This is a genomic window from Flavobacterium supellecticarium, from assembly GCF_004801375.1.
GTDB lineage: Bacteria > Bacteroidota > Bacteroidia > Flavobacteriales > Flavobacteriaceae > Flavobacterium > Flavobacterium supellecticarium.
Map to the genome: position 1 here is coordinate 123,599 of NZ_SSNZ01000010.1, position 25,031 is coordinate 148,629.

General features: G+C 39.7%; 22 protein-coding genes. 9 read left to right on the forward strand and 13 right to left on the reverse strand.

Annotation, left to right across the window (positions count from 1 at the left end; genetic code table 11):
- Nucleotides 1-11: 11 nt before the first annotated feature.
- The 3 genes from E6C50_RS16085 to E6C50_RS16095 all read right to left on the reverse strand — a co-directional run bounded on the left by E6C50_RS16085 (nucleotide 12) and on the right by E6C50_RS16095 (nucleotide 4,042).
- A complete protein-coding gene (locus E6C50_RS16085; protein ID WP_136404264.1) occupies nucleotides 12-578 on the reverse strand; it encodes a 4Fe-4S dicluster domain-containing protein in 567 nt (188 codons plus the stop codon).
- 87 nt (nucleotides 579-665) lie between these two features.
- Nucleotides 666-2,882 carry a molybdopterin oxidoreductase family protein gene (locus tag E6C50_RS16090; RefSeq protein ID WP_136404265.1) on the reverse strand — a complete coding sequence of 739 codons (2,217 nt, stop codon included), beginning with the start codon at nucleotides 2,880-2,882 and terminating at the stop codon, nucleotides 666-668.
- 95 nt (nucleotides 2,883-2,977) lie between these two features.
- Nucleotides 2,978-4,042: an MFS transporter gene (locus E6C50_RS16095; RefSeq protein ID WP_211089560.1), complete on the reverse strand. Its 1,065-nt coding sequence runs from the start codon at nucleotides 4,040-4,042 to the stop codon at nucleotides 2,978-2,980.
- A 172-nt stretch (nucleotides 4,043-4,214) separates the two neighbouring features.
- Between E6C50_RS16095 and E6C50_RS16100 the strand changes: the two genes are divergently transcribed.
- From E6C50_RS16100 to E6C50_RS16120, 5 genes are all read left to right on the forward strand, one after another.
- Nucleotides 4,215-4,994, forward strand: a complete 780-nt coding sequence (locus E6C50_RS16100; protein WP_136404267.1) for an MFS transporter — start codon at nucleotides 4,215-4,217, stop codon at nucleotides 4,992-4,994.
- 112 nt (nucleotides 4,995-5,106) lie between these two features.
- Nucleotides 5,107-5,682: an MFS transporter gene (locus E6C50_RS16105; protein ID WP_136404268.1), complete on the forward strand. Its 576-nt coding sequence runs from the start codon at nucleotides 5,107-5,109 to the stop codon at nucleotides 5,680-5,682.
- A gap of 75 nt (nucleotides 5,683-5,757) precedes the next feature.
- Entirely contained in the window at nucleotides 5,758-7,086 is a 1,329-nt protein-coding gene (locus tag E6C50_RS16110) for an MFS transporter (RefSeq protein WP_136404269.1), read from the forward strand.
- Between the two features lie 38 nt (nucleotides 7,087-7,124).
- Nucleotides 7,125-7,589, forward strand: a complete 465-nt coding sequence (locus E6C50_RS16115; protein WP_136404270.1) for a hypothetical protein — start codon at nucleotides 7,125-7,127, stop codon at nucleotides 7,587-7,589.
- 16 nt (nucleotides 7,590-7,605) lie between these two features.
- The gene (locus E6C50_RS16120) at nucleotides 7,606-8,886 is read left to right on the forward strand and encodes an alginate export family protein (protein WP_136404271.1); all 1,281 of its coding nucleotides are present in this window, start codon (nucleotides 7,606-7,608) and stop codon (nucleotides 8,884-8,886) included.
- Nucleotides 8,887-8,967: 81 nt separating this feature from the next.
- On the opposite strand, the gene ypfJ is transcribed toward E6C50_RS16120, so the two are convergent.
- The 5 genes from ypfJ to panB are packed head-to-tail and all read right to left on the reverse strand — an operon-like array spanning nucleotide 8,968 to nucleotide 13,561.
- Nucleotides 8,968-9,822 (reverse strand): KPN_02809 family neutral zinc metallopeptidase, encoded by an 855-nt coding sequence (gene ypfJ / locus E6C50_RS16125; RefSeq protein WP_136404272.1) that lies wholly within the window; start codon nucleotides 9,820-9,822, stop codon nucleotides 8,968-8,970.
- 19 nt (nucleotides 9,823-9,841) lie between these two features.
- Nucleotides 9,842-10,630, reverse strand: a complete 789-nt coding sequence (locus E6C50_RS16130; protein WP_136404273.1) for a hypothetical protein — start codon at nucleotides 10,628-10,630, stop codon at nucleotides 9,842-9,844.
- Between the two features lie 30 nt (nucleotides 10,631-10,660).
- Nucleotides 10,661-11,989 carry a hypothetical protein gene (locus E6C50_RS16135; RefSeq protein WP_136404274.1) on the reverse strand — a complete coding sequence of 443 codons (1,329 nt, stop codon included), beginning with the start codon at nucleotides 11,987-11,989 and terminating at the stop codon, nucleotides 10,661-10,663.
- Nucleotides 11,990-12,032: 43 nt separating this feature from the next.
- Entirely contained in the window at nucleotides 12,033-12,728 is a 696-nt protein-coding gene (locus E6C50_RS16140) for an RluA family pseudouridine synthase (protein ID WP_136404275.1), read from the reverse strand.
- Between the two features lie 14 nt (nucleotides 12,729-12,742).
- Complete coding sequence (gene panB, locus E6C50_RS16145; protein WP_136404276.1) at nucleotides 12,743-13,561, reverse strand: 3-methyl-2-oxobutanoate hydroxymethyltransferase; 819 nt, start codon at nucleotides 13,559-13,561, stop codon at nucleotides 12,743-12,745.
- A 100-nt stretch (nucleotides 13,562-13,661) separates the two neighbouring features.
- On the opposite strand from panB, the gene E6C50_RS16150 reads away from it, so the two are divergent.
- Nucleotides 13,662-14,093, forward strand: coding sequence for a nuclear transport factor 2 family protein (locus E6C50_RS16150; RefSeq protein ID WP_136404277.1), 432 nt, complete (start codon nucleotides 13,662-13,664; stop codon nucleotides 14,091-14,093).
- A 48-nt stretch (nucleotides 14,094-14,141) separates the two neighbouring features.
- On the opposite strand, the gene E6C50_RS16155 is transcribed toward E6C50_RS16150, so the two are convergent.
- The gene (locus tag E6C50_RS16155; RefSeq protein ID WP_136404278.1) at nucleotides 14,142-15,563 is read right to left on the reverse strand and encodes an L-serine ammonia-lyase; all 1,422 of its coding nucleotides are present in this window, start codon (nucleotides 15,561-15,563) and stop codon (nucleotides 14,142-14,144) included.
- Nucleotides 15,564-15,948: 385 nt separating this feature from the next.
- Between E6C50_RS16155 and dnaK the strand changes: the two genes are divergently transcribed.
- Nucleotides 15,949-17,841, forward strand: coding sequence for a molecular chaperone DnaK (gene dnaK / locus E6C50_RS16160; protein WP_136404279.1), 1,893 nt, complete (start codon nucleotides 15,949-15,951; stop codon nucleotides 17,839-17,841).
- Between the two features lie 174 nt (nucleotides 17,842-18,015).
- On the forward strand, nucleotides 18,016-18,399 hold the full coding sequence (locus E6C50_RS16165; protein WP_136404280.1) for an ankyrin repeat domain-containing protein: 384 nt from the start codon (nucleotides 18,016-18,018) through the stop codon (nucleotides 18,397-18,399).
- Between the two features lie 51 nt (nucleotides 18,400-18,450).
- On the opposite strand, the gene E6C50_RS16170 is transcribed toward E6C50_RS16165, so the two are convergent.
- The 4 genes from E6C50_RS16170 to E6C50_RS16185 all read right to left on the reverse strand — a co-directional run bounded on the left by E6C50_RS16170 (nucleotide 18,451) and on the right by E6C50_RS16185 (nucleotide 23,677).
- Nucleotides 18,451-19,791: a hypothetical protein gene (locus E6C50_RS16170; protein WP_136404281.1), complete on the reverse strand. Its 1,341-nt coding sequence runs from the start codon at nucleotides 19,789-19,791 to the stop codon at nucleotides 18,451-18,453.
- A gap of 108 nt (nucleotides 19,792-19,899) precedes the next feature.
- Nucleotides 19,900-20,622, reverse strand: coding sequence for a LytR/AlgR family response regulator transcription factor (locus E6C50_RS16175; RefSeq protein WP_136404282.1), 723 nt, complete (start codon nucleotides 20,620-20,622; stop codon nucleotides 19,900-19,902).
- Nucleotides 20,619-22,583 carry a tetratricopeptide repeat-containing sensor histidine kinase gene (locus tag E6C50_RS16180; protein ID WP_136404283.1) on the reverse strand — a complete coding sequence of 655 codons (1,965 nt, stop codon included), beginning with the start codon at nucleotides 22,581-22,583 and terminating at the stop codon, nucleotides 20,619-20,621. Before E6C50_RS16180 ends, E6C50_RS16175 begins: the two co-directional genes overlap by 4 nt.
- 5 nt (nucleotides 22,584-22,588) lie before the next feature.
- Nucleotides 22,589-23,677, reverse strand: a complete 1,089-nt coding sequence (locus E6C50_RS16185) for a M42 family metallopeptidase (RefSeq protein WP_136404284.1) — start codon at nucleotides 23,675-23,677, stop codon at nucleotides 22,589-22,591.
- Between the two features lie 81 nt (nucleotides 23,678-23,758).
- On the opposite strand from E6C50_RS16185, the gene E6C50_RS16190 reads away from it, so the two are divergent.
- On the forward strand, nucleotides 23,759-24,481 hold the full coding sequence (locus E6C50_RS16190; protein WP_136404285.1) for a DUF4294 domain-containing protein: 723 nt from the start codon (nucleotides 23,759-23,761) through the stop codon (nucleotides 24,479-24,481).
- The last annotated feature ends 550 nt before the right edge of the window (nucleotides 24,482-25,031 follow it).

The following is a 25,031-nucleotide window of genomic DNA, read 5'->3' on the forward strand; positions in this document are numbered from 1 at the left end:
TATCGTGTTTTTTAAAATATTTTTAATTCGGTACTACCTTTTGGCATCATAATATTTACTTTGGTTTTTACTACCTCCTGACCAAAAACAAACTGATTGACAGGAGAGGAGTTAGGACGCATTTTTTCCATTTCTTCCCGGGTTCCGTAAAACAAGGCTCCACTAGGACAAACGGTGGCGCACATCGGTTTTTTGCCCACACTGGTTCTGTCGTAACACATATTACATTTCATCATCAGATCGTAGTGTTCTACTTTTTTCGGTACGCCAAACGGGCAGGCCATCACACAATTGGAACATCCGATACAACGTGATGTATTGGCTGTATGTACGATTCCGAACTCATCTTTGGTAATCGCGTCAGCAGGGCAAACATTCGCGCAAACCGGATCGTCACAATGCATACAAACCTGAACGGTGGTTTGAATCGTTACGGCGCGGTCTACATAGTTAACGTGAATCATAGACTCTTCACCGTTGGTTTCACATTCTGCACAGGCTGCTTCGCACGATTTGCAACCGATACAACGTTGCATGTCTACGAAGAACTCTTCCTGTAGTTTATAATAGTGATGCATATTTTTGTAATTAAATTAAACCAAAGCGGATAATTGAGATCCGTTTTAGCAAAGACATAAAATGATCAGAGGGAGGGATTACTTCTATTAATTGCTTTTATAGTCGGGAGCATCTTTAGCGACATAAGCTTGTTTACCGGTCGGAATAAGCTGGCAGGCACTCACTTTAAATTCGGGTATTTTTGAAATAGGATCCAAATGACCGCTGGTTAATTGATTGGCCGATTTTTTCCCCGGCCAGTGATAAGGAATAAACACGGTATCTTCCCGGATAGTTTCGACAATATTGGCCGGAAATAAAGCTTCACCACGTTTAGTAATTACCCGGACTTCCTCATGTTGCTGTATATTATATTGTGCGGCCAGTGTGGGATGAATTTCGAGCAACGGTTGTGCAAATTGCTCGACCAGTTTTCCGATTCTGCGCGTCTGGGTTCCACTTAGATACTGGGAAACCACACGACCAGTGGTTAGGATAACAGGATATTCTTCGTCTACCGGATCCATACTGGGATGGTAGTGTACGGGATTGAAATGGGCTTTACCATCGGGCGTTTTAAATTTTTTATCTTCCCATAATCGTGGCGTACCGGGATGATCCAATTCCGGACAAGGCCAGAATACCCCCATATTTTTTTCAATTTTAGCGTAGGTGATCCCATAATAATCGGCAGTGCCACCTTTGGAAGCTACGCGAAGTTCATTAAAAACAGCTTCACTATTTACAAAATTGAATTTATCCCCGGCACCCAATCGCTGTGCCAGTTCCATTAAAATTGCGGAATCGGTTCGGGCATTTTTCGGTGGATCAACTACTTTACGGATGCGAACAACACGTCCTTCGGCAGTGGTTACGGTACCTTCCTCTTCCTCGTGAAGCGAACCGGGTAGGATGATGTCGCAATGACGCATGGTTTCACTCATAAAGAAGTCGATGCCAACATAAAACTCCAGTTTTTCCAATGCTTCACGAACATAATTATTGTTGGGTAAGGACACCAGCGGATTAAAGCAGAGCGAAAGCAATCCTTTGATTTCATTGCGATGAATGGCCTCAATGATTTCGTAGGCCGACAGCCCTTTACCGGGGAGTTCTTTTTCATCAATGCCCCAGACTCCGGCAATATATTTACGATGTTCCGGGTTTTCGATATCCCGGTTTCCGGGTAGTTGATCACATTTATGACCGTGTTCGCGACCACCTTGTCCGTTTCCTTGTCCGGTAATCGTTCCGTAACCACAATAAGGTTTTCCGATCCTACCAGAAGCCAGTACAATATTGATACAACTCAGTACATTTTCGACACCTTTGGTATGGTGTTCAATACCTCTTGCATGTAATAAAAATGAAGTAGCTGCTTTTCCCCAAAGTTGTGCCGCTGCTTCAATTTTTTCTTTTTTAGTTCCGGTAATGGTTTCAGCCCATTCCAAAGTATAGTCTTTTACGGCTTCTTTAGCCGCTTCAAAGCCGGAAGTATAATTATCTATAAAGTTATGATCAAGCATATCATGCTCAATCATATAATTGAGTATTGCTCCAAAAAGTGCCGAATCGGTTCCGGGACGTATATCGAGGTGAATATCTGCTGTTCGGGCCAATGGAATGATTCGCGGATCGACAACAATCAGTTTGGCGCCATTATCCCGGGCGCGCCATAACCAATAAGTGAGAGTCGGGAATGTTTCAGACACATTTGCTCCGGTTACGATAATCACTTCGGCTTTTTCCAGATCATCATAATTATTGGATGTCCGATCCAGTCCGAAAGCTTTTTTATTTCCTGCACCAGCCGATACCATACACAAGCGTCCGTTGTAATCGAGATTTTTAGTTTTTATAGCCGTCCGCGCCAATTTCCCAACCATATAGGACTTCTCATTAGTTAGAGAAACTCCGGAAAGAACGGCAAAAGCATCCTTGCCATGCAGGGACTGTATTCGCTTTATTTCCGAGACGGTCATATCCATCGCTTTTTCCCATTGTATCGGACGATAACCTTCGCCTGGCACATTTAAAAGAGGAGTTGTCAGTCGGTCAGGATGATTGTCCTGCATATAGCGTTGAACACCTTTTGGACATAAGCGCCCCTGATTGAACGGAAATTCCATCCAGGGTTCAAAACCAACGATTTTATTGTTTTTTGCAAGTAGTTTAATACCACATTGCATACCACAGAAACAACAATGGGTTTCGACCACTTTGTCTGGCTCGTCCCTTCCCGGAATACCTTCCGGCTTCGGAAAATTGAGTGTTGGCCCAAATTGTTCGATAATACGATCGATGTCGATAGGAAGTTTTGCCATACTAAATATAGTTTATCGTTTCAAACCGGATTTTTTATTTTTCGATTAGAAACCTGTTAGACATTTATTTTAGTAGGTTTTTTGATTTGAGTGGGTTATCCGAAGTAGGTTCCGGATTCTTGCCTGGCTTTTAAATGTGCGATCGCTACTAAATCTCTTTTTCCTTCGGGGCTGTATTCCAGTAGCGATTGTCCGTTTTTCGATTCGAGTTGGAACCCCAATTGACGGGTCAGTTTTTTTAAATCAGCAATATGGAGTTGCGTGGCATATTCTTTTCCGGTATGCTTACAAACCTGCATACCAAGTTGTTTACCGACTTTCCTGTAAATATGTGCTCCGATTTGAGCCGGTCGCTGGATAATATGGAAAAATTTACCAAATGGCATCCATACCAGAAAAACGATTACAAAAAAGGCATGAGTAACGGCCATGAATTCATAAGTCTGTCCTTTCATAAATTCATAATCCAGTGTTAAGCCCAATCCGGTTAACGATACTAATATTAATAACAACAAGGGAAGGATATCGCCTTCAAATGTTTGTGTAGCGATTAGTCCGGGATCTTTTAGCCGCTTTTGAAGGAAGTAAGAAGCCCCAATGATAACCAGTAAGGAACACCAGTTTAACGCACCGAAAGTCAGGAATCCTACAAAGGATTTGACCGGAAAATGCATCACATCAAACCCGAAAAAATGAGCGGTATAAATAGGTTCCAGATTAGGATCCAATCCGGAAACCGGATCTAAAGTAAAGTGAATCCAGCCGAAAGTAAGTGGAAAAGTAATGGAAAAAGCAATGGTACAGCCTACTGCCATGAGCAGGTGTGAAATACCTCTTTTTTTTCCTCTTTTAAGGATAAAATCTTGAAGGACTATATTTTTAAAGAAATCTTTAATAGCATATCGTAAATAATAAAGGAAATCCTTTGAAAAAAGAATCCGGAAACTGCTTTTAAAATACAGCCTGGTAGGTGGCCTTTGAATCCATACCATATAGCGGTATACAATTCCGAAAATTGCGAATAAAGTTCCAAACAGATAGGCGACCAAAGCGGCATCAAAATTTTGGAGCCTACGAGATCCGATAAGTACCAGAAGTAAGGTCAAAACCGTAGCAAGAACTGCGACAAGAAAGGCTTTAAGGTTTATTTTTTGTAACATAAAACGAATAAAAATAAATTTTTGTGATATAAAGTTATAAAAAATAAATAAATTAAATAATATGTTATAAAAATATTTTTACTTACCTTTACAAACTAAACCCCAAGGAGCAGCTATTTATGGCTGTTCACTGGGGTTTTTTTATTATTTGTAACCAATAAAAATTAAGTTTATGGAGCAAAATCTACGATTTGCACACAAAATCCTTTTCTTAAATACATTGGCTTTTACTATTTGTTTTGCCTGTTGGACAATGAATGGTGTTTTGGTCACGTATTTGGTTGATAATGGAATATTCAACTGGTCGGTTGTGGAAACCGGATGGCTTTTAGGAATACCTATTTTATCGGGTTCCATCACGCGATTACCTCTGGGTATACTTACCGATAAATATGGTGGGAAAGTGGTTTTTGCCTGGCTGTTGTTAGGTTGCTCGATTCCACTGTTTTTAATCTATTTTGTCCATTCGTATTGGACCTATTTTTTGCTAAGTATCTGTTTTGGTATGGTAGGTGCCAGTTTTGCTGTCGGTATTGCGTTTACTTCGATCTGGTATCCCAAAGCATGGCAGGGGAGAGCATTAGGTATTTTTGGAATGGGAAATGCGGGAGCCGCGTTGACCACCTTTTTGGCACCGGCTACTCTAAATGCGCTATCAGCTATTGATCCCGAAAACGGATGGCGCTGGTTACCGGTAATCTACGGTGTCACATTAATTTTTATAGGACTTATTTTCCTCTTTTTTGCTAAGAATAAAAAAGTAACGGGACAAATCAAAACAACAACGGAATTACTCGCGCCCTTAAAAAAAAACTCGGGTATGGCGTTTCGGACTCTATTACTTTCTGGTTTTTGGTTTGTTTGTAGCATTTTCACAATGGTTGTTACCTTATTATGTAAATGTATACAAAACATCGCTGATATTAGGCGGTTTATTAACCTCAGCATTTAGTTTACCGAGTGGTGTGATCCGGGCTCTGGGAGGCTACTTATCGGATAAGTTTGGTGCTCGGAGGGTCATGTACTGGGTCTTGTATTCATCGTTGATCATAAGTGGATTACTGATGCTCCCCAAAATGGATATTCTAACACCGGGAAAAGGGATTATCACAACGAAATCGGGAGTAGTCACAGAAGTCACCGAAAATAAAATTGTACTGAATAATGAAACTTTTACGATAAAAGAAAAGCCGGAAATCCCGGAACAAACCAAGATATTTCCCGAATTTTTTTCCTGGCAGGAAATAGTGGTCAAACAAAACCAGAAAGTCAGGAAAAAAGAACTTTTAGCCGAAGGGGTTACATTGATCAAATTCGAAGCCCATATCTGGGTGTTTTCGCTATTGGTCATTGCCATAGGGATAGTCTGGGGAATAGGAAAAGCCGCAGTTTACAAGCATATTCCAGAATACTTTCCTAATGAAGTGGGAATAGTAGGCGGAATGGTTGGACTTATTGGCGGATTAGGCGGATTTATCGGGCCAATTCTATTCGGTTACCTGCTGGATTTCTCTGATTTATGGACGAGTTCCTGGATTTTTGTTTTTGTCATTTCAGCTGTCTCATTGTATTGGATGACCAACACGATTAAAAAAATGACACATAAAGAAGCCCCTCACCTCAAACACCGTATTGAATAATTGAGTATAGGAGTTGGAACAATAACCTACCAACACAGCTATGCGAATGAAATTGTTAACATTAAACTATTTTATATGAATTCACAATGGCTGACAAATTATGATCCCAATGAGGAACAGTTTTGGGAAAAAAAAGGTAAAAAAATAGCCTGGAAAACATTGATTATTACCACAATAGCATTAACAATCTCTTTTATCACCTGGTTTTTGTTTAGCGTAGTAGTGATTAAATTACCAAAAATCGGATTTGATTTTTCGGACGACCAGCTTTTCTGGCTGGCGGCAATGCCAGGTTTGGCAGGCGGTTTACTGCGGATATTGAATACGTTCCTGATTCCGCTTTTTGGAACCAGAAAAGTTGTTACAGTAACGACATTAATTAAGATTATTCCGTTGTTAATGCTCGGTTTTGCGGTGATGAACCCGGAAACTTCGTATAGCTATTTTATGTTAATTGCCTTTTTAATGGGAATTGGAGGGGGAGATTTCTCATCGTATATGCCATCTACATCCTTATTCTTTCCAAAAAAAGAATTGGGCACGGCATTGGGAATACAAGCCGGAATTGGAAATTTTGGAGTATGTCTGGTACAATTACTGTCACCATTGGTGCTGAGTCTGGGTATTTTTTCCTTTGTGGGTGGCGGTGAAATTATTGCCGCATCCGGAGAAGTAATATTTTTGGAAAATGTAGCTTTTATCTATATAATTCCTTTATTTCTGATTGGAATCTGGGCCTGGGTTTCGTTAAAAAATATTCCGGTAACGGCTTCATTTAAAGAACAATTGGATATATTCGGAGACAAGCATACCTGGTATTGTACATTGACTTACTTTATGACGTTTGGGACATTTGCCGGTTTGGCTGCTGCTTTCCCGATGATGATAAAAAGTCTTTATGTCCCGCTGGAAGCCGATTTGGATCCGTTAAAATATGCTTTTTACGGTCCGTTAATCGGTTCTTTGGTTCGTGTGATTTTTGGTAAAATTGCAGATAAAACCGGAGGCGCTATCCTAACACATATTACAGGTATCGCTTTGATAATCCTATTTGCCATATTGATTTTAGGAGGTTATCTGACACCAACGGCTATCGAACAATTCCCTGTATTTGTAACCATCATATTGTTGATTTTCTTTTTCACCGGAGTTGGTAATGCCGCAACATTCAAACAATTCCCGATTATCTTTTCGGATTCTCCGAGAAGAGCTGCCGGCGTAATCGGATGGACCTCGGCCATTGCTGCTTTTGGCCCTTTTGTCTTTAATGTATTGATTACCCAATCCAGAGCTTTTACCGGAGATACGCGCTTATTTTTCGGATTGGTGTTTGTAATTTGTCTCTGGGCCACTTTTATCAATTGGAAATTCTACACCCGAAAAGGGTGTGAACGACCGAGTTAAAAAGACAGTAAATGCGATAATCTTTTAAGTATAATAGTATGAGACGCAGAATTGCAGGAGTCATATTCCTGTTATCCGTATTCCTGAATTTCGGTTTGATTTATGTTTTTTTTATAAGAGGATCGGATGTAGAAAAAAAAACAGATAATCGGATTGTAATAAAAATGACGAATCAGAACCGGGAATATATCATGACGGAAATGCGGAGTTTTTTGGAAAATGTACAGATCATTCAGAAAGCGATTATTAGTAATGATCTGGATGAGATAACACTGGCAGCAACAGCATCGGGTGCCTGTAAAAAGCAAGACATACCGGTCGGTTTACTAAGAACACTGCCATTAGAATTTAAAAAATTGGGAATGAATACCCATGATTTGTTCGACCAGATTGCCTGTAGCACCAAAGAAAATTATAATAAAGAAGAAATTCAGGAAAAGCTTATTCAAATTTTGAACAATTGTGTCAGTTGTCATAAAGTATACAAGATAGCGGTACATTAATAAAAAAACGAAAAATATGATTAAAAAAATAATGATATATAGCCTTTGCTTTGGATTTTATCTTGCCAATGCACAGGTCGACAGTCTTAAAATGAATATTGATTTCAGAACCCGTACGGAATTAGATAATGGTCAGAAGACTTTGATTCCGAAAGGAAAAAATGCAGAAACTACGATATTTTCCAGAGCCAGAATCGGACTGGATTACTATTATCAGAATCTCGAAATGTATTTTTCGGCTCAGGATGTAAGAATCTGGGGGGAAACAGCATCTACCCAAATTAAAAATCAAAATTTTACGGTCAACGAAGCCTGGGCGAAATATCAGTTTAATCCGAAAGCCACACTAAAGATAGGACGTCAGATACTTTCGTATGACAATGAAAGACTGGTTGGAGCTTTGGATTGGGCTATGCAGGGAAGAAGCTTTGATGCCTTAAAAGGGATTTTTTCTTTGGGAAAAAATTCAAAAGTAGAAGCAGTGGTGACCTATAATAACGATGGTGATGATACAAACGATACACCAACTAATGAAGTATATGGCATTGCAGACAGTGGTGAAAAAACAAAATCATTGCAATTGCTACACTATCAGTATAAAGATTCGAATAAATCACGATTTTCCGTTATTGCGATGAACAATGTATTGCAAAATGCAGATGGAACACATTATGATATGCTGACAGCAGGAGTGAACGCCGGAAAATATTTTGAGAGTTTCGGGATTTTTGGATCCGGATATTATCAAACCGGTAACAATACAGCAGGACAAAGTAAAAAAGCGTATCAGTTTTCGCTTAACGCCGATTTTATTGTGAGTAAACAATTTAATATAGTAGTCGGAACGGAGTGGTTATCCGGAAATAATTATGATACGGCTGCGACCGAAAACCGATCTTTTAGTCCGATGTATGGAACCAATCATAAATTCAATGGTTTTATGGATTATTTTTATGTAGGGAACCATTTTAATACATTCGGGCTTAACGATTATTATATCCAGACAAAGATGAAATTTAGCCCGAAATCCAATCTGACAGGGAATATCCATGCTTTTATGACAAATGGAAAACAAGGTATGGATAGTAACGGAAAGGACTTGTCTAAATATCTGGGAACCGAATTGGATCTGGTATTTCAGCACAAATTAAATAAGCAATTCGGACTCTTTATCGGGCATTCGTTTATGTTTGCGTCCGAGAGTATGAATACGCTTAAAAATGTCAGAGATCCGAAAAATTTGCAAACCTGGACCTGGTTGGCGCTACACTTTAATCCATCTTTTAAATTAAAATAAACCATTTTCGGCACGCATAAAGTAAAACCCCGAAAACCATAGGCTTCCGGGGTTTGTTTTTATATAATTCCTAATACATTATTAGTTTAATTCGGCAAAAGTATCTCCTTTTCGGATATCGCCGGTTTGATAACCGCGTTTAAACCATTCGATACGTTGCGCCGACGTACCGTGTGTAAAAGAATCCGGGGTAACATGTCCCTGCATTTTTTTCTGGATGGCGTCATCACCAACCGCTTGCGCTGCACTAAGAGCTTCTTCAATATCGCCTTCTTCCAGGTATTTCTGATTGTAATGTGCCCATAAACCGGCATAGAAATCAGCCTGTAATTCCAATGAAACCGAAAGTTTATTAGCCGCTGTCTGACTAAGTCCCTGTTGTAATTTCCGAACTTTTCCGGACGTTCCCAATAAAGTTTGAACATGATGACCTACTTCATGTGCAATTACATAAGCAATCGCAAAGTCACCACCTTTGGCACCAAAACGGGTTCGCAATTCTTCAAAAAAGGCCAGATCCATATATACTTTACGATCGGCAGGACAATAAAAAGGACCCGTAGCAGCGGTAGCATTACCACAAGCAGTGGATACATTATCGGTAAACAATACCATTCCGGGATTTTCATACGTCATTCCGTTTTCCTGAAATACTTTAGCCCAGGTTGTTTCGGTAAATCCAAGAATAGTAGTGGCAAAATCGCCTAATTCTATTTCTTCCGGGGTTAAATCCCGTTGTCGTACCTGTTCTGTCGATTGTCCCTGTTGTAATTGCTCCAAAAGAGGAGTCAGTTGCTGGACATTTTCGCCCCCAAACATATTGATCAGTAAAATAATAATACCGATAAGACCACCACCGGCAGCTATTTTACCACCGGAAGACATACCGCGACGGTCTTCAACATTTTCGCTTTTACGTTGGCCTTTCCATTTCATGGGCTAGGGTTTTAAAGGGTTAGAAAGAATCAGAGCGGCCGATGTCTTCAATTTCACTGTCATCGGAACCAAAAATATTTCTGTATATGGTGTAATACATACAATAAATATACGGAAGGGTAAAGAATACCCCCAAACAAAAGGCGATTAAACCGGTTAAAGCTCCTATAAAAGCAACAATTAACGCTAATAAAACGGTTAGAGGTGCTTTGTTTACCAGTGCAATACTGTTTACAATAGCATCTTTAACAGATAGATTTCCCAGGATAAGAAGTGGCAGGGTAAGGCAAGTCAGGAAACCAATAATCATGCTTACAAATGTCCCTACGAAGTTCATATTTAGCAATTGCAATACTGCTCCGATTAAAGCCGATGTTAGTGCAATAATAAGACTGGCTGTAAAAACGGGAATAAACTTCGTTGATTTGTAATATTCGAAAGCCGTACCAACACTAAACTCACGATTGTTATCCGCATCGGACGACATTTTGATGATTCCTGCCGAAAACGGAGCCGTAATAGCTGCGATCACCGTATTGACTATAGCCGAGATAATAATAAAATTACGGGATATACCATTTTGTTCTAAATTAGAAAAATCCTGTACATAACGTTCCAGTCCGTAAAAAACGGAAACACCGCCAATTAGTAAAACAGTAATAATAATAACCATGATTAGGAAAGCTAAACCGGCTATCAGAGCAATTTTTTTATAGTTTTCAAAACTCTGGTCGATTAGCGCTCCGGTATCCAGATGCAATCCATTCCGGTTAATTTCTTCGAGTCTTTTTTTAATGTTTTGTTGCATTTTTTGTTCTTTTAATTGTGATTTTGGTGTTTAAAAACCTATTCGGAAACCTAAATAGGCATCGGCTTGTTTGGAATTATTTATTAAGGCGGTTACAATTGATCCCGAACCCAGATAAAATCCGCCTAAACGGAACCCGATACCTCCGGTTATTCCGGAAATTTCGTTGCTGGACCAGGGAGAATAAATCTCGTAGTCCTGAGCGGAAAAACGAGGCGTGATTGTAATGACATTCTGAGCCGTAGCCAGGTCATTTTTAGTATCGTCAACGACTTTTTGTTGCATATAGGCGGTTACATACCATTTATTATGTACATGTACATCGGCATAAGCCGAAATAAGTGTTGGCATTTTTATTTTAAAATCTTTGGTGGTATTGTCAATGGTAACATAGCCACTGTTGATCAGAATCTGTTCGATTTCTTTTACATTGTCAACGCCTTCAAACTGGTTCAGGTCAAAACTTTGTAAACCTTCAACCGACAGGCTGTAATTTCGGGAAACATTATTATCGGCTTTAAAAGTCATACTTCCGATGTTTCGAACGGCCAGTCCGGCATTAATTTTATAACCACTGTCATCTTGTTCTTTCCACTGGTAATTTACGCCCAAATCAACGGCATAACCATGGATCCCATTACCAAAAAACTGATTAAAATTGCTACTGTCGGTAAAACCATCAGCCAACGCACCGGAATAGGAAACATTCAGTGCGGCATGCGCATTGGTCAGTTCCACATCGCCTAAAACATTGGTTACGGTACCGCTAAATTTATCTGCGGCAATATTGGCATAAGAACCCGGGAACAGCAATTTAAAAGTAGCGCCACCGCTAAATTTATGCTGATGATCTTCGAAAACGATACGGGAAGCCGAAAAGCCAATTTCACCCCAGGTTAAAGCATTGACACGTTGGTTATGATCAAGTGCAATAATGGACGAACCGATAAACGAGTTCCGTACGGCATTGGCTAAATTGACGTCAACATCGATTAAATTAGCTTTAATTTTTGCAGAAGAAGTAACCGCAAAAGTCCATTTATCATGTTTCATAGCGAAAGAAGGACCCAGAATTTCGGCATCCAGACGCATATTGACCGCTTTGTCCCCTTCAAAAATTTTATCTTCAAGATTACCACCGTTTACAATATCCTTAAAACTGATTTTATTATTAGAAACGTTTACGCTGGTATTAAAAATATTGACTTCATACCGGTTACTAAGATTACTTAATTCCGCCGGATTTACCGAAGCATTCAGTATTCCGGTTCTACGGGTGGTATTGATACCGCTGAAATGCTCCTGAGCATATAGAGAGGAAATAAACAGACAACAGGAAGCGACAAGTATTTTTCGCATAAAAAGAAAGATTAACAATTAAGTGTTAAAAATAATAAAAAAATCAAATGCTTTTCCAAATACTGTCATCAGGTATTGGTGCCGTTAGTACCAATACTTCTTTACTAACCGGATGGGCGAGTACCAGTTTTCGGGCGTGAAGATGAATACCGCCATCGGGATTACTGCGATCGGAACCATATTTCAGATCGCCTTTAATCGGACTTCCGATAGCCGATAATTGCGAGCGGATCTGATGGTGCCTTCCGGTATGCAAATCGATTTCCAGAGCGGTATAATTTTGAAGTACTTTGATCACGGAATACGTAAGACGGGCCATTTTACTATCCGGAACTTCTTTCGGATAGGCTTTGGACGTATTGTTTTTAGGATTTCGCTTTAAAAAATGTACCAGCGTGGCCGTATCCGGAACAGGACGGTTTTTAACCACTGCCCAATAGGTTTTTTTAGTTTCCCGATTTTTAAACAATTCGTTCATACGGGTAAGTGCTTTCGAGGTACGGGCAAATACAACAATACCTGTCGTGGGGCGATCCAAACGGTGAATAACACCCAGAAAAACCTCGCCAGGTTTGTTGTATTTGTCCTTCAGATATTCTTTAACCACATCGCTAAGTGGCTTGTCACCGGTTTTATCACCCTGTACAATATCGCCTACACGCTTATTGATCACAATAAGGTGATTGTCCTCGTAAATAACCTGTAAATTATCTTTGTTAGAAACGGTTTTTTCGGTCACAGATACGATCGGTATTAATATTGTTCGTTGGCATTCGGGAAATCCTGTGATTTTACATCACTTACATAGTTTCCGATTGCTTTGCTCATATCGTCATAAAGATTCATATAGCGTCTTAAAAAACGCGGACTGAATTCGTGTGTCATACCGATCATGTCATGGAGTACCAATACTTGTCCGTCGACACCACTTCCGGCACCAATTCCAATTACCGGTATGGAAATACTTTCGGCTACTTTTTTGGCTAATGCCGATGGAATTTTTTCCAGTACTACGGCAAAACAACCTATTTTTTCAAGCATTTTGGCATCCTCAAGGAGTTTTTCCGCTTCGGCTTCTTCTTTGGCACGAACGGTGTAGGTTCCGAATTTGTAAATGGATTGTGGTGTTAACCCCAAATGTCCCATTACCGGAATTCCGGCATTCAGGATTCGTTTGATACTGTCTTTGATTTCACTTCCACCTTCGAGTTTTACAGCATGAGCGCCGCTTTCTTTCATAATCCGTATGGACGAACGCAAAGCTTCTTTAGGATCCGATTGGTAGGTTCCGAATGGTAAGTCAACGATAACCAGCGCGCGGTCAACAGCGCGAACAACCGAAGATGCGTGATAGATCATTTGGTCCAAAGTGATGGGCAATGTAGTTTCGTGTCCCGCCATAACATTGGAAGCGGAATCACCAACAAGAATAGCGTCGATTCCGGCACTGTCAACGATTTTTGCCATGGTATAATCATAGGCCGTTAACATGGAGATTTTCTCTCCGTTGCTTTTCATTTCAATCAACGATTTTGTTGTAATTCTTTTGTAGTCTTTTTTAGCAACTGACATAAGTTTCAAATTTTGGAAACGTAAAAGTACTACAATTTCTATCAATACTGTAACATAACCGGGATTAATCCTACTGATGATGTAACCAAAGCGTATAATTATGAAATATAAACTACTGCTAGTCATGGCCTGTCTGTCATTTGGAATGTATGGACAGCAAAAGGACGTTGAAAATACCATCCGTACTTTTTTCGACGGATTTCACGCAAAAGACACGCTAAAAATAAAGTCGCTTTGTCATGATAAAATGATTTTACAATCGATACAGGAAAGCCCGAAAGGCAATCGACTGACAGAGGAAACGGCGGGCGCTTTTTTTAAAGCAATCGCTACGTTTCCGGCGCAACTGACGTTTCAGGAAAAAATTCTGAGCTATAAAATTCAGATCGACGGAACAATGGCACATGTCTGGACACCGTATGAATTTTATATCAACGGAAAATTAAGCCACTCCGGAGTCAATTCGTTCCAATTGTATAACGAAAAAGGAACCTGGAAGATCATTTATATTGTTGATACGAGAAGAAAATAAAAAAGCGGAATCAATCTCGATTCCGCTTTTATATAGTTTAAAAGACGATTAACAATCGGCCATATTTACAGCCACAGCCAATCCGCCTTCGGATGTTTCTTTATATTTATTATTCATATCTTTTGCTGTTTGCCACATCGTATCGACCACTTTATCCAATGGCACTTTTGCATTTTTTGGATCGGTTTCCAAAGCCAGTTCGGCCGCATTGATCGCTTTGATGGCGCCCATGGTATTGCGTTCGATGCACGGGATTTGTACCAGTCCGCCAATAGGATCGCAGGTTAAGCCCAGATGGTGTTCCATTGCGATTTCGGCAGCCATTAATACCTGTTCCGGAGTTCCGCCCATCAGTTCACACAACGCACCGGCAGCCATCGCAGAGGAAACGCCAATTTCCGCCTGACAACCACCCATTGCTGCCGAAATTGTGGCACCTTTTTTAAAGATACTGCCAATTTCTCCGGCCACCATCAGGAATTGTGTTATCTGTTCTTCGTTGGCCTCATGGTTTTCGATCACCATATAATACATTAAAACGGCAGGGATTACACCCGCACTTCCGTTGGTTGGCGCGGTAACAACACGTCCCAGAGAGGCATTTACTTCGTTTACAGCCAGAGCAAAACAGCTTACCCATTTCAGAATCTGACGGAATTTTACTTCTGTCATCCGGATAATTTCCAGCCAGGATTGTGGATTGTCATACGGCAATACGCCAATCAGATTTTTATGCATGTCGTAGGCGCGACGACGAACGTTTAAACCGCCCGGTAAAGTACCTTCGGTATGACATCCGATGTACATACATTCCAGCATTGTATTCCAAACCCGTAGCAATTCGCTGTGAATTTCGGCTTCCGAACGCATGGATTTTTCATTTTCATAGACGATTTCGGAGATTTTCTTTTGTTCGGACTGACAATAAGCCAAAAGTTCTTCCGCTTTTTCGATCGGAAACGGGAAATTGCGTTTGGTTGTTTCCTTAGCTGTATTTTCCTCCTGCGTTTCTTTTACCACAAAACCACCGCCAATCGAATAGAAAGTCGAAGTATATTCCTGTGTATCGGTATAAACGGTAAACGTAAGTCCGTTGGCATGAAATGGAAGGAAGTTACGATTAAAAACGATATCTTTTTCCGGATCGAACGGTATGATGATTTCGTTTCCTAAAAAGATTTCTTTTTTATTATTAATGGCAGAAATGATCACATCGATACTTTCTACCGGGATATATTCCGGATCGGCACCGCTAAGTCCAAGCATGACAGCCAGATCGGTGGCATGACCTTTTCCGGTCAGTGACAGTGAACCGTATAGGTCGACCGTAATACGATTTACATGATCAATAAGGTTACGATTTCTGATTTCAACAAGAAACTGTTCGGCTGCACGCCAGGGGCCTAAGGTATGCGAGCTCGAAGGACCCACACCAATTTTAAGCATATCAAATACAGAAATACACTCCATATATAGTAATCTAAATGTTTATTTGCTAAAGCAAAGATAATCCGATAATTCAATAAATAAAACGGATATAACACACTTTTAGCGCTGAGGGGGATTTCTGTCTGTGGTTTTACCGTTAATTACTTCGTATTCTTGAAAATGCCGGCACTGTCAGTCGGAATAAATGCGATAAACTCACAAAGGGTATGGGACTTGTGATATTATTTCTGAGGCCAGTTGAAAAACTCCTGACGGCAAAAATGTCATATTGTCAGTATTAAAAAGGTGAAAAATAAGGTGTTTATGACAATTTTTAACACTTTTGGCGAATGGCACAATCATTGACTTATACCAATCAAGTTGAAAAAACGAAACGAAAAAAAATATATAATAAGGAGATTTAATTATGAGTAAAATTATTGGAATTGACTTAGGAACGACTAACTCTTGCGTATCTGTAATGGAAGGTAATGAGCCGGTAGTAATTCCTAATGCAGAAGGAAAAAGAACAACACCATCTGTAATTGCTTTTGTAGAAGGTGGTGAAATCAAAGTAGGAGATCCTGCCAAAAGACAAGCAGTGACAAATCCAACGAAAACGATCGCTTCGATCAAACGTTTTATGGGGAACAAATACTCAGAAAGCCAGAAAGAAGCAGGAAATGTTGCGTACAAAGTGGTAAAAGGCGATAACGACACACCACGTGTTGACATCGACGGAAGACTTTATACGCCGCAGGAATTATCGGCAATGACACTTCAGAAAATGAAGAAAACAGCCGAAGATTATTTAGGAACAACAGTAACGGAGGCGGTTATTACGGTACCGGCCTACTTTAACGATGCACAACGTCAGGCGACTAAAGAAGCCGGAGAAATTGCAGGTTTAAAAGTACGTCGTATTATTAACGAACCAACGGCTGCAGCTTTGGCTTACGGATTGGATAAAGCCGGAAAAGACCAGAAAATTGCAGTATATGACTTAGGTGGTGGTACTTTTGATATCTCAATCCTGGAATTAGGTGACGGTGTATTCGAAGTATTATCAACCAATGGTGATACACACTTAGGAGGTGACGATTTTGATCAGGTAATTATTGACTGGTTGGCAAACGAATTCAACAGCGAAGAAGGTGTTGATTTACGTAAAGATCCAATGGCTTTACAACGTTTGAAAGAAGCGGCTGAAAAAGCGAAAATTGAATTATCGGCTTCAGCGCAAACAGAAATCAATTTACCGTATGTAACGGCTACGGCTTCCGGACCAAAACACTTGGTAAAAACATTAACCCGAGCGAAATTTGAGCAATTGGCAGACGAATTGGTTCGTCGTTCCATGATCCCATGTGAAAAAGCGTTAAAAGATGCCGGAATCTCAAAATCGGAGATCGACGAAGTAATCCTGGTTGGAGGTTCTACCCGTATTCCTAGAATTCAGGAAGAAGTAGAGAAATTCTTTGGTAAAAAACCATCAAAAGGAGTAAATCCGGATGAAGTAGTAGCGGTTGGAGCTGCGATTCAGGGTGGTGTATTAACCGGAGACGTAAAAGACGTATTATTATTAGACGTTACACCATTATCCTTAGGTATTGAAACTATGGGAAGTGTAATGACAAAATTAATCGACGCCAATACGACTATCCCGACCAAAAAATCACAGGTTTTCTCAACAGCGGCCGATAACCAGCCATCTGTAGAAATCCACGTGTTACAAGGGGAAAGACCAATGGCTAACGATAACAAAACGATCGGTCGTTTCCACTTAGACGGAATTCCGCCAGCACCAAGAGGTGTACCGCAAATTGAAGTAACATTCGATATCGATGCCAACGGTATTATTAAAGTATCGGCTACTGATAAAGGAACCGGTAAATCACACGATATCCGTATCGAGGCTTCTTCAGGATTAACTCAGGAAGAAATCGACAGAATGCGTAAAGAAGCGGAAGCAAATGCGGAAGCGGACAAAGCGGCCAAAGAGAAAGTTGATAAATTGAATGAGGCCGACGGAATGATCTTCCAGACCGAAAAACAATTAAAAGAATTCGGAGATAAATTATCAGACGGAAACAAATCGGCTATCGAAGGTGCTTTGGACGAATTGAAAAAAGCGTACGAAACAAAAGACGTAGATACCATCCAACCGGCATTAGACAAAATCAACGAAGCATGGAAAAATGCATCGGAAGAATTGTATAAAGCACAGGCTGAAGGTCAGGCTTCTCAGGCACAACCACAAGGTGGCGATGCCAACCAGGGCGACCAGACGCAGGATGTTGATTACGAAGAAGTAAAATAATATAATCGTAATGGTTAAAAAAACCGGGACAAATGTTCCGGTTTTTTTATGCTCTATCGCGAAATACAGTCTGATATGTTAAAAAAATGTTATAATAAGATTTTTCCTGTAACGAAATAAAAAGTGTCGCGTCTAAACTGTAACAATCAAAAATAATTTAAAAAATCAATCATCATGAAAAAAACGATCTTTATTTTAGGAATGGCTTTAGTAGCTTTTACAAATGTTGCTACAGCTGCTACAGTTACAGAAACAAAAGTGTATACTGTAAATGCCTATGGTGCCACACCACTTTGTACAGCAATCAGCAAAGGTGACGTTGAAACAATTAAAAAATTCATCGAGTACGGAGCTGATGTTAACGAAAGAACCAATAATCTAACACCGTTAATGTATGCAATCCGTTACAACAACCTTGAAATTGTAAAATTATTGGTTGAAAAAGGAGCCGATTTAACAGCAGTGGATCAAAATGGAAATACCGCTTTAAAAATTGCTGAAATGTTTAAAAACAATGACGTTATTGAAACATTAAAAGCGGCTGGTGCCAGAAAATAATTGAAACGTAAAAAAACAGGAATAGGGAGTCGGAAGACTCCCTATTCTTTTTTAATTCATAACCATCACATCAAAATAAAATTGGCCGGTCCAGCAATTCGATGTCTGACTGGCAAAAAGATCGGCCCGTGCAATATTGACCGTTATTGAGTTTTGCGATTTATTAGCATAATTGATCACAAAAGTATCCGGATAGCCACTCGAGTTGTAAGCGTTAAAAATAATTCCCAGCGGATTAAAAGGCAATTGCGGTGAAAAATCGTAACGAACCTGTAGACGTTCGGCGGTTACCGGAGCCAGCGCAACGGTATTACCCGACAAGGTCGCAGAGCCACTCCGGATTTGTTTGGCCAGTATCGTCCAGGTAACCGTGGTGGTTACACCCCGGATCGGAATGGTAAACGAACCTGTACTTCCATTGGAATAGGAATCACAAACAGGAATGATCATTCCCTGAAAAGACGCAATATCCGGTAGGTTGGTACTCTTCCAGCTCGCATAACCATTCGCATCTGAAGTGAGCACTTTTCCATTTCCCTGACTGCCATCAACAATACGAATCGCCGGTGAAAGTGTTTGCGTACTGGTAATTACAACCTGATCGATAAAAGCGGCATCCAATCCGGAATTGGTAGAACTGTCTTTTTCATAACGCCAGGATAAAGTATGACTCCCGGCTGTTAAGCTTCCGGAATAGGTTGCCCAGGCCACTGTTCCGGACCATTGATTTTGTTGTACACCATCGATATAAAAACGCAGATAATCATAACCCGATTCACTATCCACACGATAATTAAAAGAAAAAGACGAACCACCGGCAGGAATAGCAACACTCAGATCCAGATTAGATGAACTGCTATGAAGACCGGAACCGGATTTAATTCCGGAGGAGCCTACATTAAACTGACCGGCCGTTGTGGTAAGAGTCCACGCTCCACCGCTACCCGAAGTACTAAAAGGAGAAATGGTACCACTTTCGAATCCGCCAGAAAAAGGAGCGATACTCGCACCGGCGGTATTTTCAACATGCAATTTAGCTGTAGGTGCAGTGACGCCAACACCCACATTTCCGGAGTTGGCATTATACATGTCATTCCCCACAATAACCCAATCGTTATGCGCACCGGATATCGGAACCCATTTGCTGCCATTCCAGTAATAAAAACCAACACCGGTAGTTGCATTGGTATTGTAAACGAGCAGACTATTGGCCGGACTGGAAACCGGTGCGGCAGCGTTTAGATTCGGAATGGCAATACGAGGAACAAGTAAACCTCTATCGGTTGCCGTTACATCGAGGATTGAACTGGCATGTGGAGTAGTGGTGTTGATTCCGACTTGCGCAAAAAGCAATATTGGGCATAGAAGGATCAGATGTAGTAGATTTTTCATAAAGTAATTATTATTTAATAATTTAGTAACACAAAAATTATTAAAACGAATTACCGTTTAAAAAAACTGGGATATAATCCAATACTTCCGGGATAAAAGTTTCGATGTCTACTGTTTTAAGGTTGAATGGTGTAAGCTATTGAAAACAATGTCTTTATAAGTCTTAGAAACTGGTATTTTTTGGCCGTTAATAGTAACCACATTTGACGAAAAGCTTTGTATCTTGTTGGTATTAACGATAAAACCTTTATGAGTTTTAATAAAGTTTTCGGGAAGTTTTTCCAGAAAATCCGTAACAGTGGCGCGAATTCGGTATTGTTTGTGGGAAGTGGTAAGAATCAGGTAGTTTTTCTGACTCTCGATATAATAAAGATGATCCAGGGTTACCTTCTCAAAAATATCCTGATGTTTTACAACAATGGAAGCCGGAGTTTCCTTTTTGACCTGTTGGCATTTATTAAAATTGATTAGTGCAATTTCGATTGCAGAAAACAAAGCCGCTTTTTGAAACGGCTTTACTAAATAACCGTAGGGATTGGTAGCGATAGCATTTTTTACTGTCACGTCATCCACGTAGGCGGTCAGAAAAATATAAGGAATCGAATACTGTTGGTGTAGTTTTTCGGCCAGCCAGATTCCGTCTTTTTCTCCTTTAATGGTGATATCCAGAATTACAAAGTCTACCGTATGCTGGTTTAAGTAACGCAATGCCTCATCGGCCTGCATGGCACAACCCACCACATGATAACCCATTTCCCGTAGGAAAACGCTAATTGTTTTCTGGGTGATATATTCGTCTTCAACAATAAGGATTTGTAGTGGTGCGCTCATGATTGGGTAGTTATTTCATTAAACGTGATATTGATTTGCGTTCCGTTTTGGTTTTGCCAGGTTAATTCACCATCGAGTTGTTTGGTCAGACCCATGATCAAATCAAAACCGATGGAATGTAAATTCGTAGGATCAAAATGATCCGGAAGTCCGATACCATTATCGCTAATGCTTAGTTTGTAGTGATCATTTAATTTGGAAAGCCGGATGTTGATACGACCTTCGGAACGATTTTTAAAAGCATGTTTAAAGCTATTGGTTATGATTTCGTTAATAATAAGACTTAGCGGTATGGCGGTATTGATGTTAAGTTCGATTTGTCCGGCATCGACTATACAATGTATGGTTTTGGCTTCGTTTTGATAGGTTTTTTGTATGGCAGTAACCAATTCGTTCAGATAGGATTCAAAAGAAACCCGGGCAAAGTTATCCGAATGATACAAAGCTTTATGAATAAGAGCAATGGACTGGATACGCGCCTGGCCTTCTTGCAATATGAGCCGTATCGAATCGTCGGTATTGTACATTTGCTGAAGTGCCAGAATACCGGATATCATCTGAAGGTTGTTATTGACCCGATGATGTATTTCACGTAACAAGGTTTCCTTTTCGGAAAGAGATTCTTTGATCACTTTATTTTTAGCCGAAATTTCCGCATTCATCTTCTGAATTTTTAACTGCTTTTTACGTGAGTTGATCATATAAATAAAGGCAAATAAAGTGATGATCATTAAGGCGGACAGGATAATCTGTAAAATATATTTTTGTTTGTGCTGAATAGCAGTTTGTTGTTGTGCGATCAAATCGTCCTGTTGTTCCAGGTGGTATAAAATTTCGTTTCCACCCAATAATCGGGATTGATTTTGTTTGTTAATCGAATCGTTTAACCGGAACGCTTTTTTATAGTAGGCATATGCCCGATCGGTTTGTTTAAGGGCTTTGAGTAATTCGGCTTTGGTTTTGTAAAAATAAACCAGAGTAGCGGGTTGGGAAATATGAGGAAGAAATTGTTCCACATCCAGTAGAACCGTTTTTGCCCGGTCGTATTGCTGTAATCGGGAATAGCATTCCGAAAGTAATATCCGACTGGTGGCACTACCCAAATTATCGTCTTTGTTTCCGGAATTAACCGAAATATCTTCCTGTAATAATGGAATAGCCGTTTTATAATCGTTCCTTTTACAATATAAAACCGCCATATTCCCTTTAACGGTTCCGGTAAGCCGGTTATAGGCTTCGGGTTGTGACTTTTTTAAATAGCGTTCGGATAATTGAAGGCTGCGTTTGTAGTAATAAAAAGAGCTATCAATATTGTCATTGAGCGAATAGTAAAACCCAAGGTCATTATAGGCCGAAGGAATGATCAAAGGATCATTTTGCACGTAACGCTCTAAATCCCGTATTTCCGATTTTAACTGACGGATTGCCTTTTCATATAAATAAAGCCGGGCATACAGCTGACTTTTGATATTATAGCTCCAGAGCGGAAAATAAACACCTTTTTTTCGGAGGGTTCCAATTTCGGAATTGATCTGAAATACATTTGAATACAGATTCAGATTCAGATAGGATTTTTGCAATGCCACCAACAGATTCATATATTCGGTATCGGACAATTTGTACTCTTTATCGTTTCGGATACTTTTGAGTACATTAATCGCATTAATCTCGTCACCCTTTATATTATAGACTTCGGCAAGAGCAAACCGATATCGGATATCATTTTTTTTGGAATTTTGGATAAGCGGATCCTGAGACAATCGGGGAAAGGAAGTATAAAAGAAATCCTGATAGGATCTTTTTGTATTTAAATCCAGTTTTTCATAAAAAAGGACCTTATCAATAGCGTTTTTAGAACCGTAAGCGTTCCTGATACTGTCTTTTTCTACAGTTGCATGGCAAACCGAAGCAAAAAGCAATACTATTGATAAGGCCGTTTTAAATATTCCGAAGCGGAACATTTTAATTATTTGAAATACGAGAAAGTCTCATTATTTTCAATTTTTAGGATACTTTCATAAATCAGGCGGATCACGTTTTCCACATCTTCACGGTGAACCATCTCTACTGTAGTGTGCATATAACGTAGCGGAAGTGAAATCAGCGCCGAAGCCACACCGCCATTACTGTAGGCAAAAGCATCCGTATCGGTACCGGTTACTCTGGAAGACGCCAGTCGTTGGAAAGGAATCTTGTTGGTTTCGGCTGCATCGATGATCAATTCCCGTAATTTGTTTTGTACGGCAGGCGCATAGGTAATTACCGGACCTTTTCCGATTTTGGTATCACCTTCAATTTTTACATCGATCATCGGTGTGGACGAATCGTGACAAACATCGGTAACGATGGCAACATTCGGTTTGATTGTTTTTGTGATCATTTCAGCACCGCGCAAACCAACTTCTTCCTGTACCGAGTTCGTGATATATAATCCGAAAGGCAGTTTCTTTTTATTTTCGTGTAACAAGCGGGCTACTTCGGCAATCATAAAACCACCCATACGGTTGTCGATAGCACGGCAAACAAATTTATTTTCATTAAGAATCATAAAATCGTCCGGATAGGTGATCACACAACCTACGTGTACGCCCAGCTTTTCAACTTCTTCCTTGGTTTCGCATCCGCAGTCGATAAAAATATTGTCAATACGAGCTGCTTCTTCCTTACCGCGATTACGGGTGTGAATAGCCGGCCAACCGAAAACGCCTTTTACAATTCCTTTTTTGGTATGAATATGAACCCGTTTGGAAGGTGCAATCATATGATCACTTCCGCCGTTACGGATCACATAAATCAAACCGTTATCGGTTATATAGTTTACATACCAGGAAATTTCATCGGCATGTCCTTCGATTACTACTTTATAAGGTGCCTCGGGATTAATCACACCCACAGCTGTTCCGTAGGTATCGGTAATAAAAGTGTCAACGTAAGGTGTAAGATATTCCATCCATATTTTCTGTCCATTTTCCTCATAACCCGTAGGAGAGGCGTTGTTTAGGTATTTTTCCAGAAAAGTCAGCGATGATTTGGTTAGTATAGATTTTGTTGCCATAAATATTTTTTTGCTAATTTATAAATTTGGTATTATAGTTGCTCAGAATATTGTCTAATTTTACATATTAATTAGTATTATATGAAGCACTTATTTATTCTATCAGGATTTCTATTTTTTCCCGCTTTTTTTTACGCACAGGTTAATCCTCAGGATACCCTTAAAACGGAACTTCCGAATACAGTAAAAGATACTTCGGTGAGTTACATGATTCAGATGGATGAAGTGATCGTAGGAAAGAACACGGCTTATGCCGAAGAAATGAAAAAAATACGGATTCTGGAACGAAGAGTGCTAAAAGTATACCCGTATGCAAAAGTAGCCGCAGAGAATCTGACCATTTTAAATGCGAATATGGCGAAACTGTCTTCGGATCGCGAAAAAAAGAAATACTTTAAAATCGTAGAAAATTATTTACAGAATGAATTTGAAGACCGATTAAAGAAATTTTCCCGAAAAGACGGTCAGATTCTTGTAAAACTTATCCACCGTCAAACAGGTGTGACAACTTTTGAACTAATTAAGGATTTAAAAAGTGGATGGAAAGCATTTTGGTCGAATAATACCGCCCGGTTGTTTGATATAAACCTTAAAAAGGAATACAAACCTTTTGATGATCTGGAAGATTTCTATATTGAAAGTATACTGATCAAATCTTTTAAAAGTGGAAAACTCCAAAAACAGGATCCTGCGACTCCCATTGATTTAGCCGAATTGGCGGCGACCTGGCGATTAAAAGCGGAAAAGTCCAAACAAATCCGAAGTGAAAGGGAAGCCAAAGCTAAAGAAGAGGTTCAAAATTAGTTTCACTATATATATTCAAGGATGCCCCGGTATTACCGGGGTTTTCTATTTTTACACCTGACAGGTTTCAAAAACCTGTCAGGTGTTTTATTATATAAAGTATGTAGATCAAAATAATTTTCGGTTCGGATTTAGTGCTATCTATATATAATAGTAGTTTTTTTATTTATGGATAATCGATTTTTTACAACGGATCAGATATTATTTTTCAAAAAGCGCACCTATATATAGGTATGCTGCTACTAATTTCGGATGAGCTGACAGTTTTTTGGAACCTGTCAGGTCTGGTATTTCAGGAATAAAAAAGGCAAAAACGCCAGTAAAACCGGATAATGACGGCAAAGACGCCAAATAAAGGTAAAAAAAGTGGTATTGTTACGTCTTTGTAATGAGATTGTTAAGAAAAAGATTTAAAAAAAGGTATGATAAAGTTTGCGAAACCGGAAAAAGGTTCTAGTTTTGCAGCCGCAATAAGGGAGTTCATTGAATGTAGAGTACGGCAGATTGGAAATGACTAAGGTTAGAAAAAAAGTCAAAAAAGATTTGCGAG

Bases quoted from the DNA above. Each gene is read 5' to 3' on its own strand.
- E6C50_RS16085 (WP_136404264.1), bottom strand. From the start codon at position 578: ATGCATCACTATTATAAACTACAGGAAGAGTTCTTCGTAGACATGCAA.
- E6C50_RS16090 (WP_136404265.1), bottom strand. From the start codon at position 2,882: ATGGCAAAACTTCCTATCGACATCGATCGTATTATCGAACAATTTGGG.
- E6C50_RS16095 (WP_211089560.1), bottom strand. From the start codon at position 4,042: ATGTTACAAAAAATAAACCTTAAAGCCTTTCTTGTCGCAGTTCTTGCT.
- E6C50_RS16100 (WP_136404267.1), top strand. From the start codon at position 4,215: ATGGAGCAAAATCTACGATTTGCACACAAAATCCTTTTCTTAAATACA.
- E6C50_RS16105 (WP_136404268.1), top strand. From the start codon at position 5,107: ATGCTCCCCAAAATGGATATTCTAACACCGGGAAAAGGGATTATCACA.
- E6C50_RS16110 (WP_136404269.1), top strand. From the start codon at position 5,758: ATGAATTCACAATGGCTGACAAATTATGATCCCAATGAGGAACAGTTT.
- E6C50_RS16115 (WP_136404270.1), top strand. From the start codon at position 7,125: ATGAGACGCAGAATTGCAGGAGTCATATTCCTGTTATCCGTATTCCTG.
- E6C50_RS16120 (WP_136404271.1), top strand. From the start codon at position 7,606: ATGATTAAAAAAATAATGATATATAGCCTTTGCTTTGGATTTTATCTT.
- ypfJ (WP_136404272.1), bottom strand. From the start codon at position 9,822: ATGAAATGGAAAGGCCAACGTAAAAGCGAAAATGTTGAAGACCGTCGC.
- E6C50_RS16130 (WP_136404273.1), bottom strand. From the start codon at position 10,630: ATGCAACAAAACATTAAAAAAAGACTCGAAGAAATTAACCGGAATGGA.
- E6C50_RS16135 (WP_136404274.1), bottom strand. From the start codon at position 11,989: ATGCGAAAAATACTTGTCGCTTCCTGTTGTCTGTTTATTTCCTCTCTA.
- panB (WP_136404276.1), bottom strand. From the start codon at position 13,561: ATGTCAGTTGCTAAAAAAGACTACAAAAGAATTACAACAAAATCGTTG.
- E6C50_RS16150 (WP_136404277.1), top strand. From the start codon at position 13,662: ATGAAATATAAACTACTGCTAGTCATGGCCTGTCTGTCATTTGGAATG.
- E6C50_RS16155 (WP_136404278.1), bottom strand. From the start codon at position 15,563: ATGGAGTGTATTTCTGTATTTGATATGCTTAAAATTGGTGTGGGTCCT.
- dnaK (WP_136404279.1), top strand. From the start codon at position 15,949: ATGAGTAAAATTATTGGAATTGACTTAGGAACGACTAACTCTTGCGTA.
- E6C50_RS16165 (WP_136404280.1), top strand. From the start codon at position 18,016: ATGAAAAAAACGATCTTTATTTTAGGAATGGCTTTAGTAGCTTTTACA.
- E6C50_RS16170 (WP_136404281.1), bottom strand. From the start codon at position 19,791: ATGAAAAATCTACTACATCTGATCCTTCTATGCCCAATATTGCTTTTT.
- E6C50_RS16175 (WP_136404282.1), bottom strand. From the start codon at position 20,622: ATGAGCGCACCACTACAAATCCTTATTGTTGAAGACGAATATATCACC.
- E6C50_RS16180 (WP_136404283.1), bottom strand. From the start codon at position 22,583: ATGTTCCGCTTCGGAATATTTAAAACGGCCTTATCAATAGTATTGCTT.
- E6C50_RS16185 (WP_136404284.1), bottom strand. From the start codon at position 23,677: ATGGCAACAAAATCTATACTAACCAAATCATCGCTGACTTTTCTGGAA.
- E6C50_RS16190 (WP_136404285.1), top strand. From the start codon at position 23,759: ATGAAGCACTTATTTATTCTATCAGGATTTCTATTTTTTCCCGCTTTT.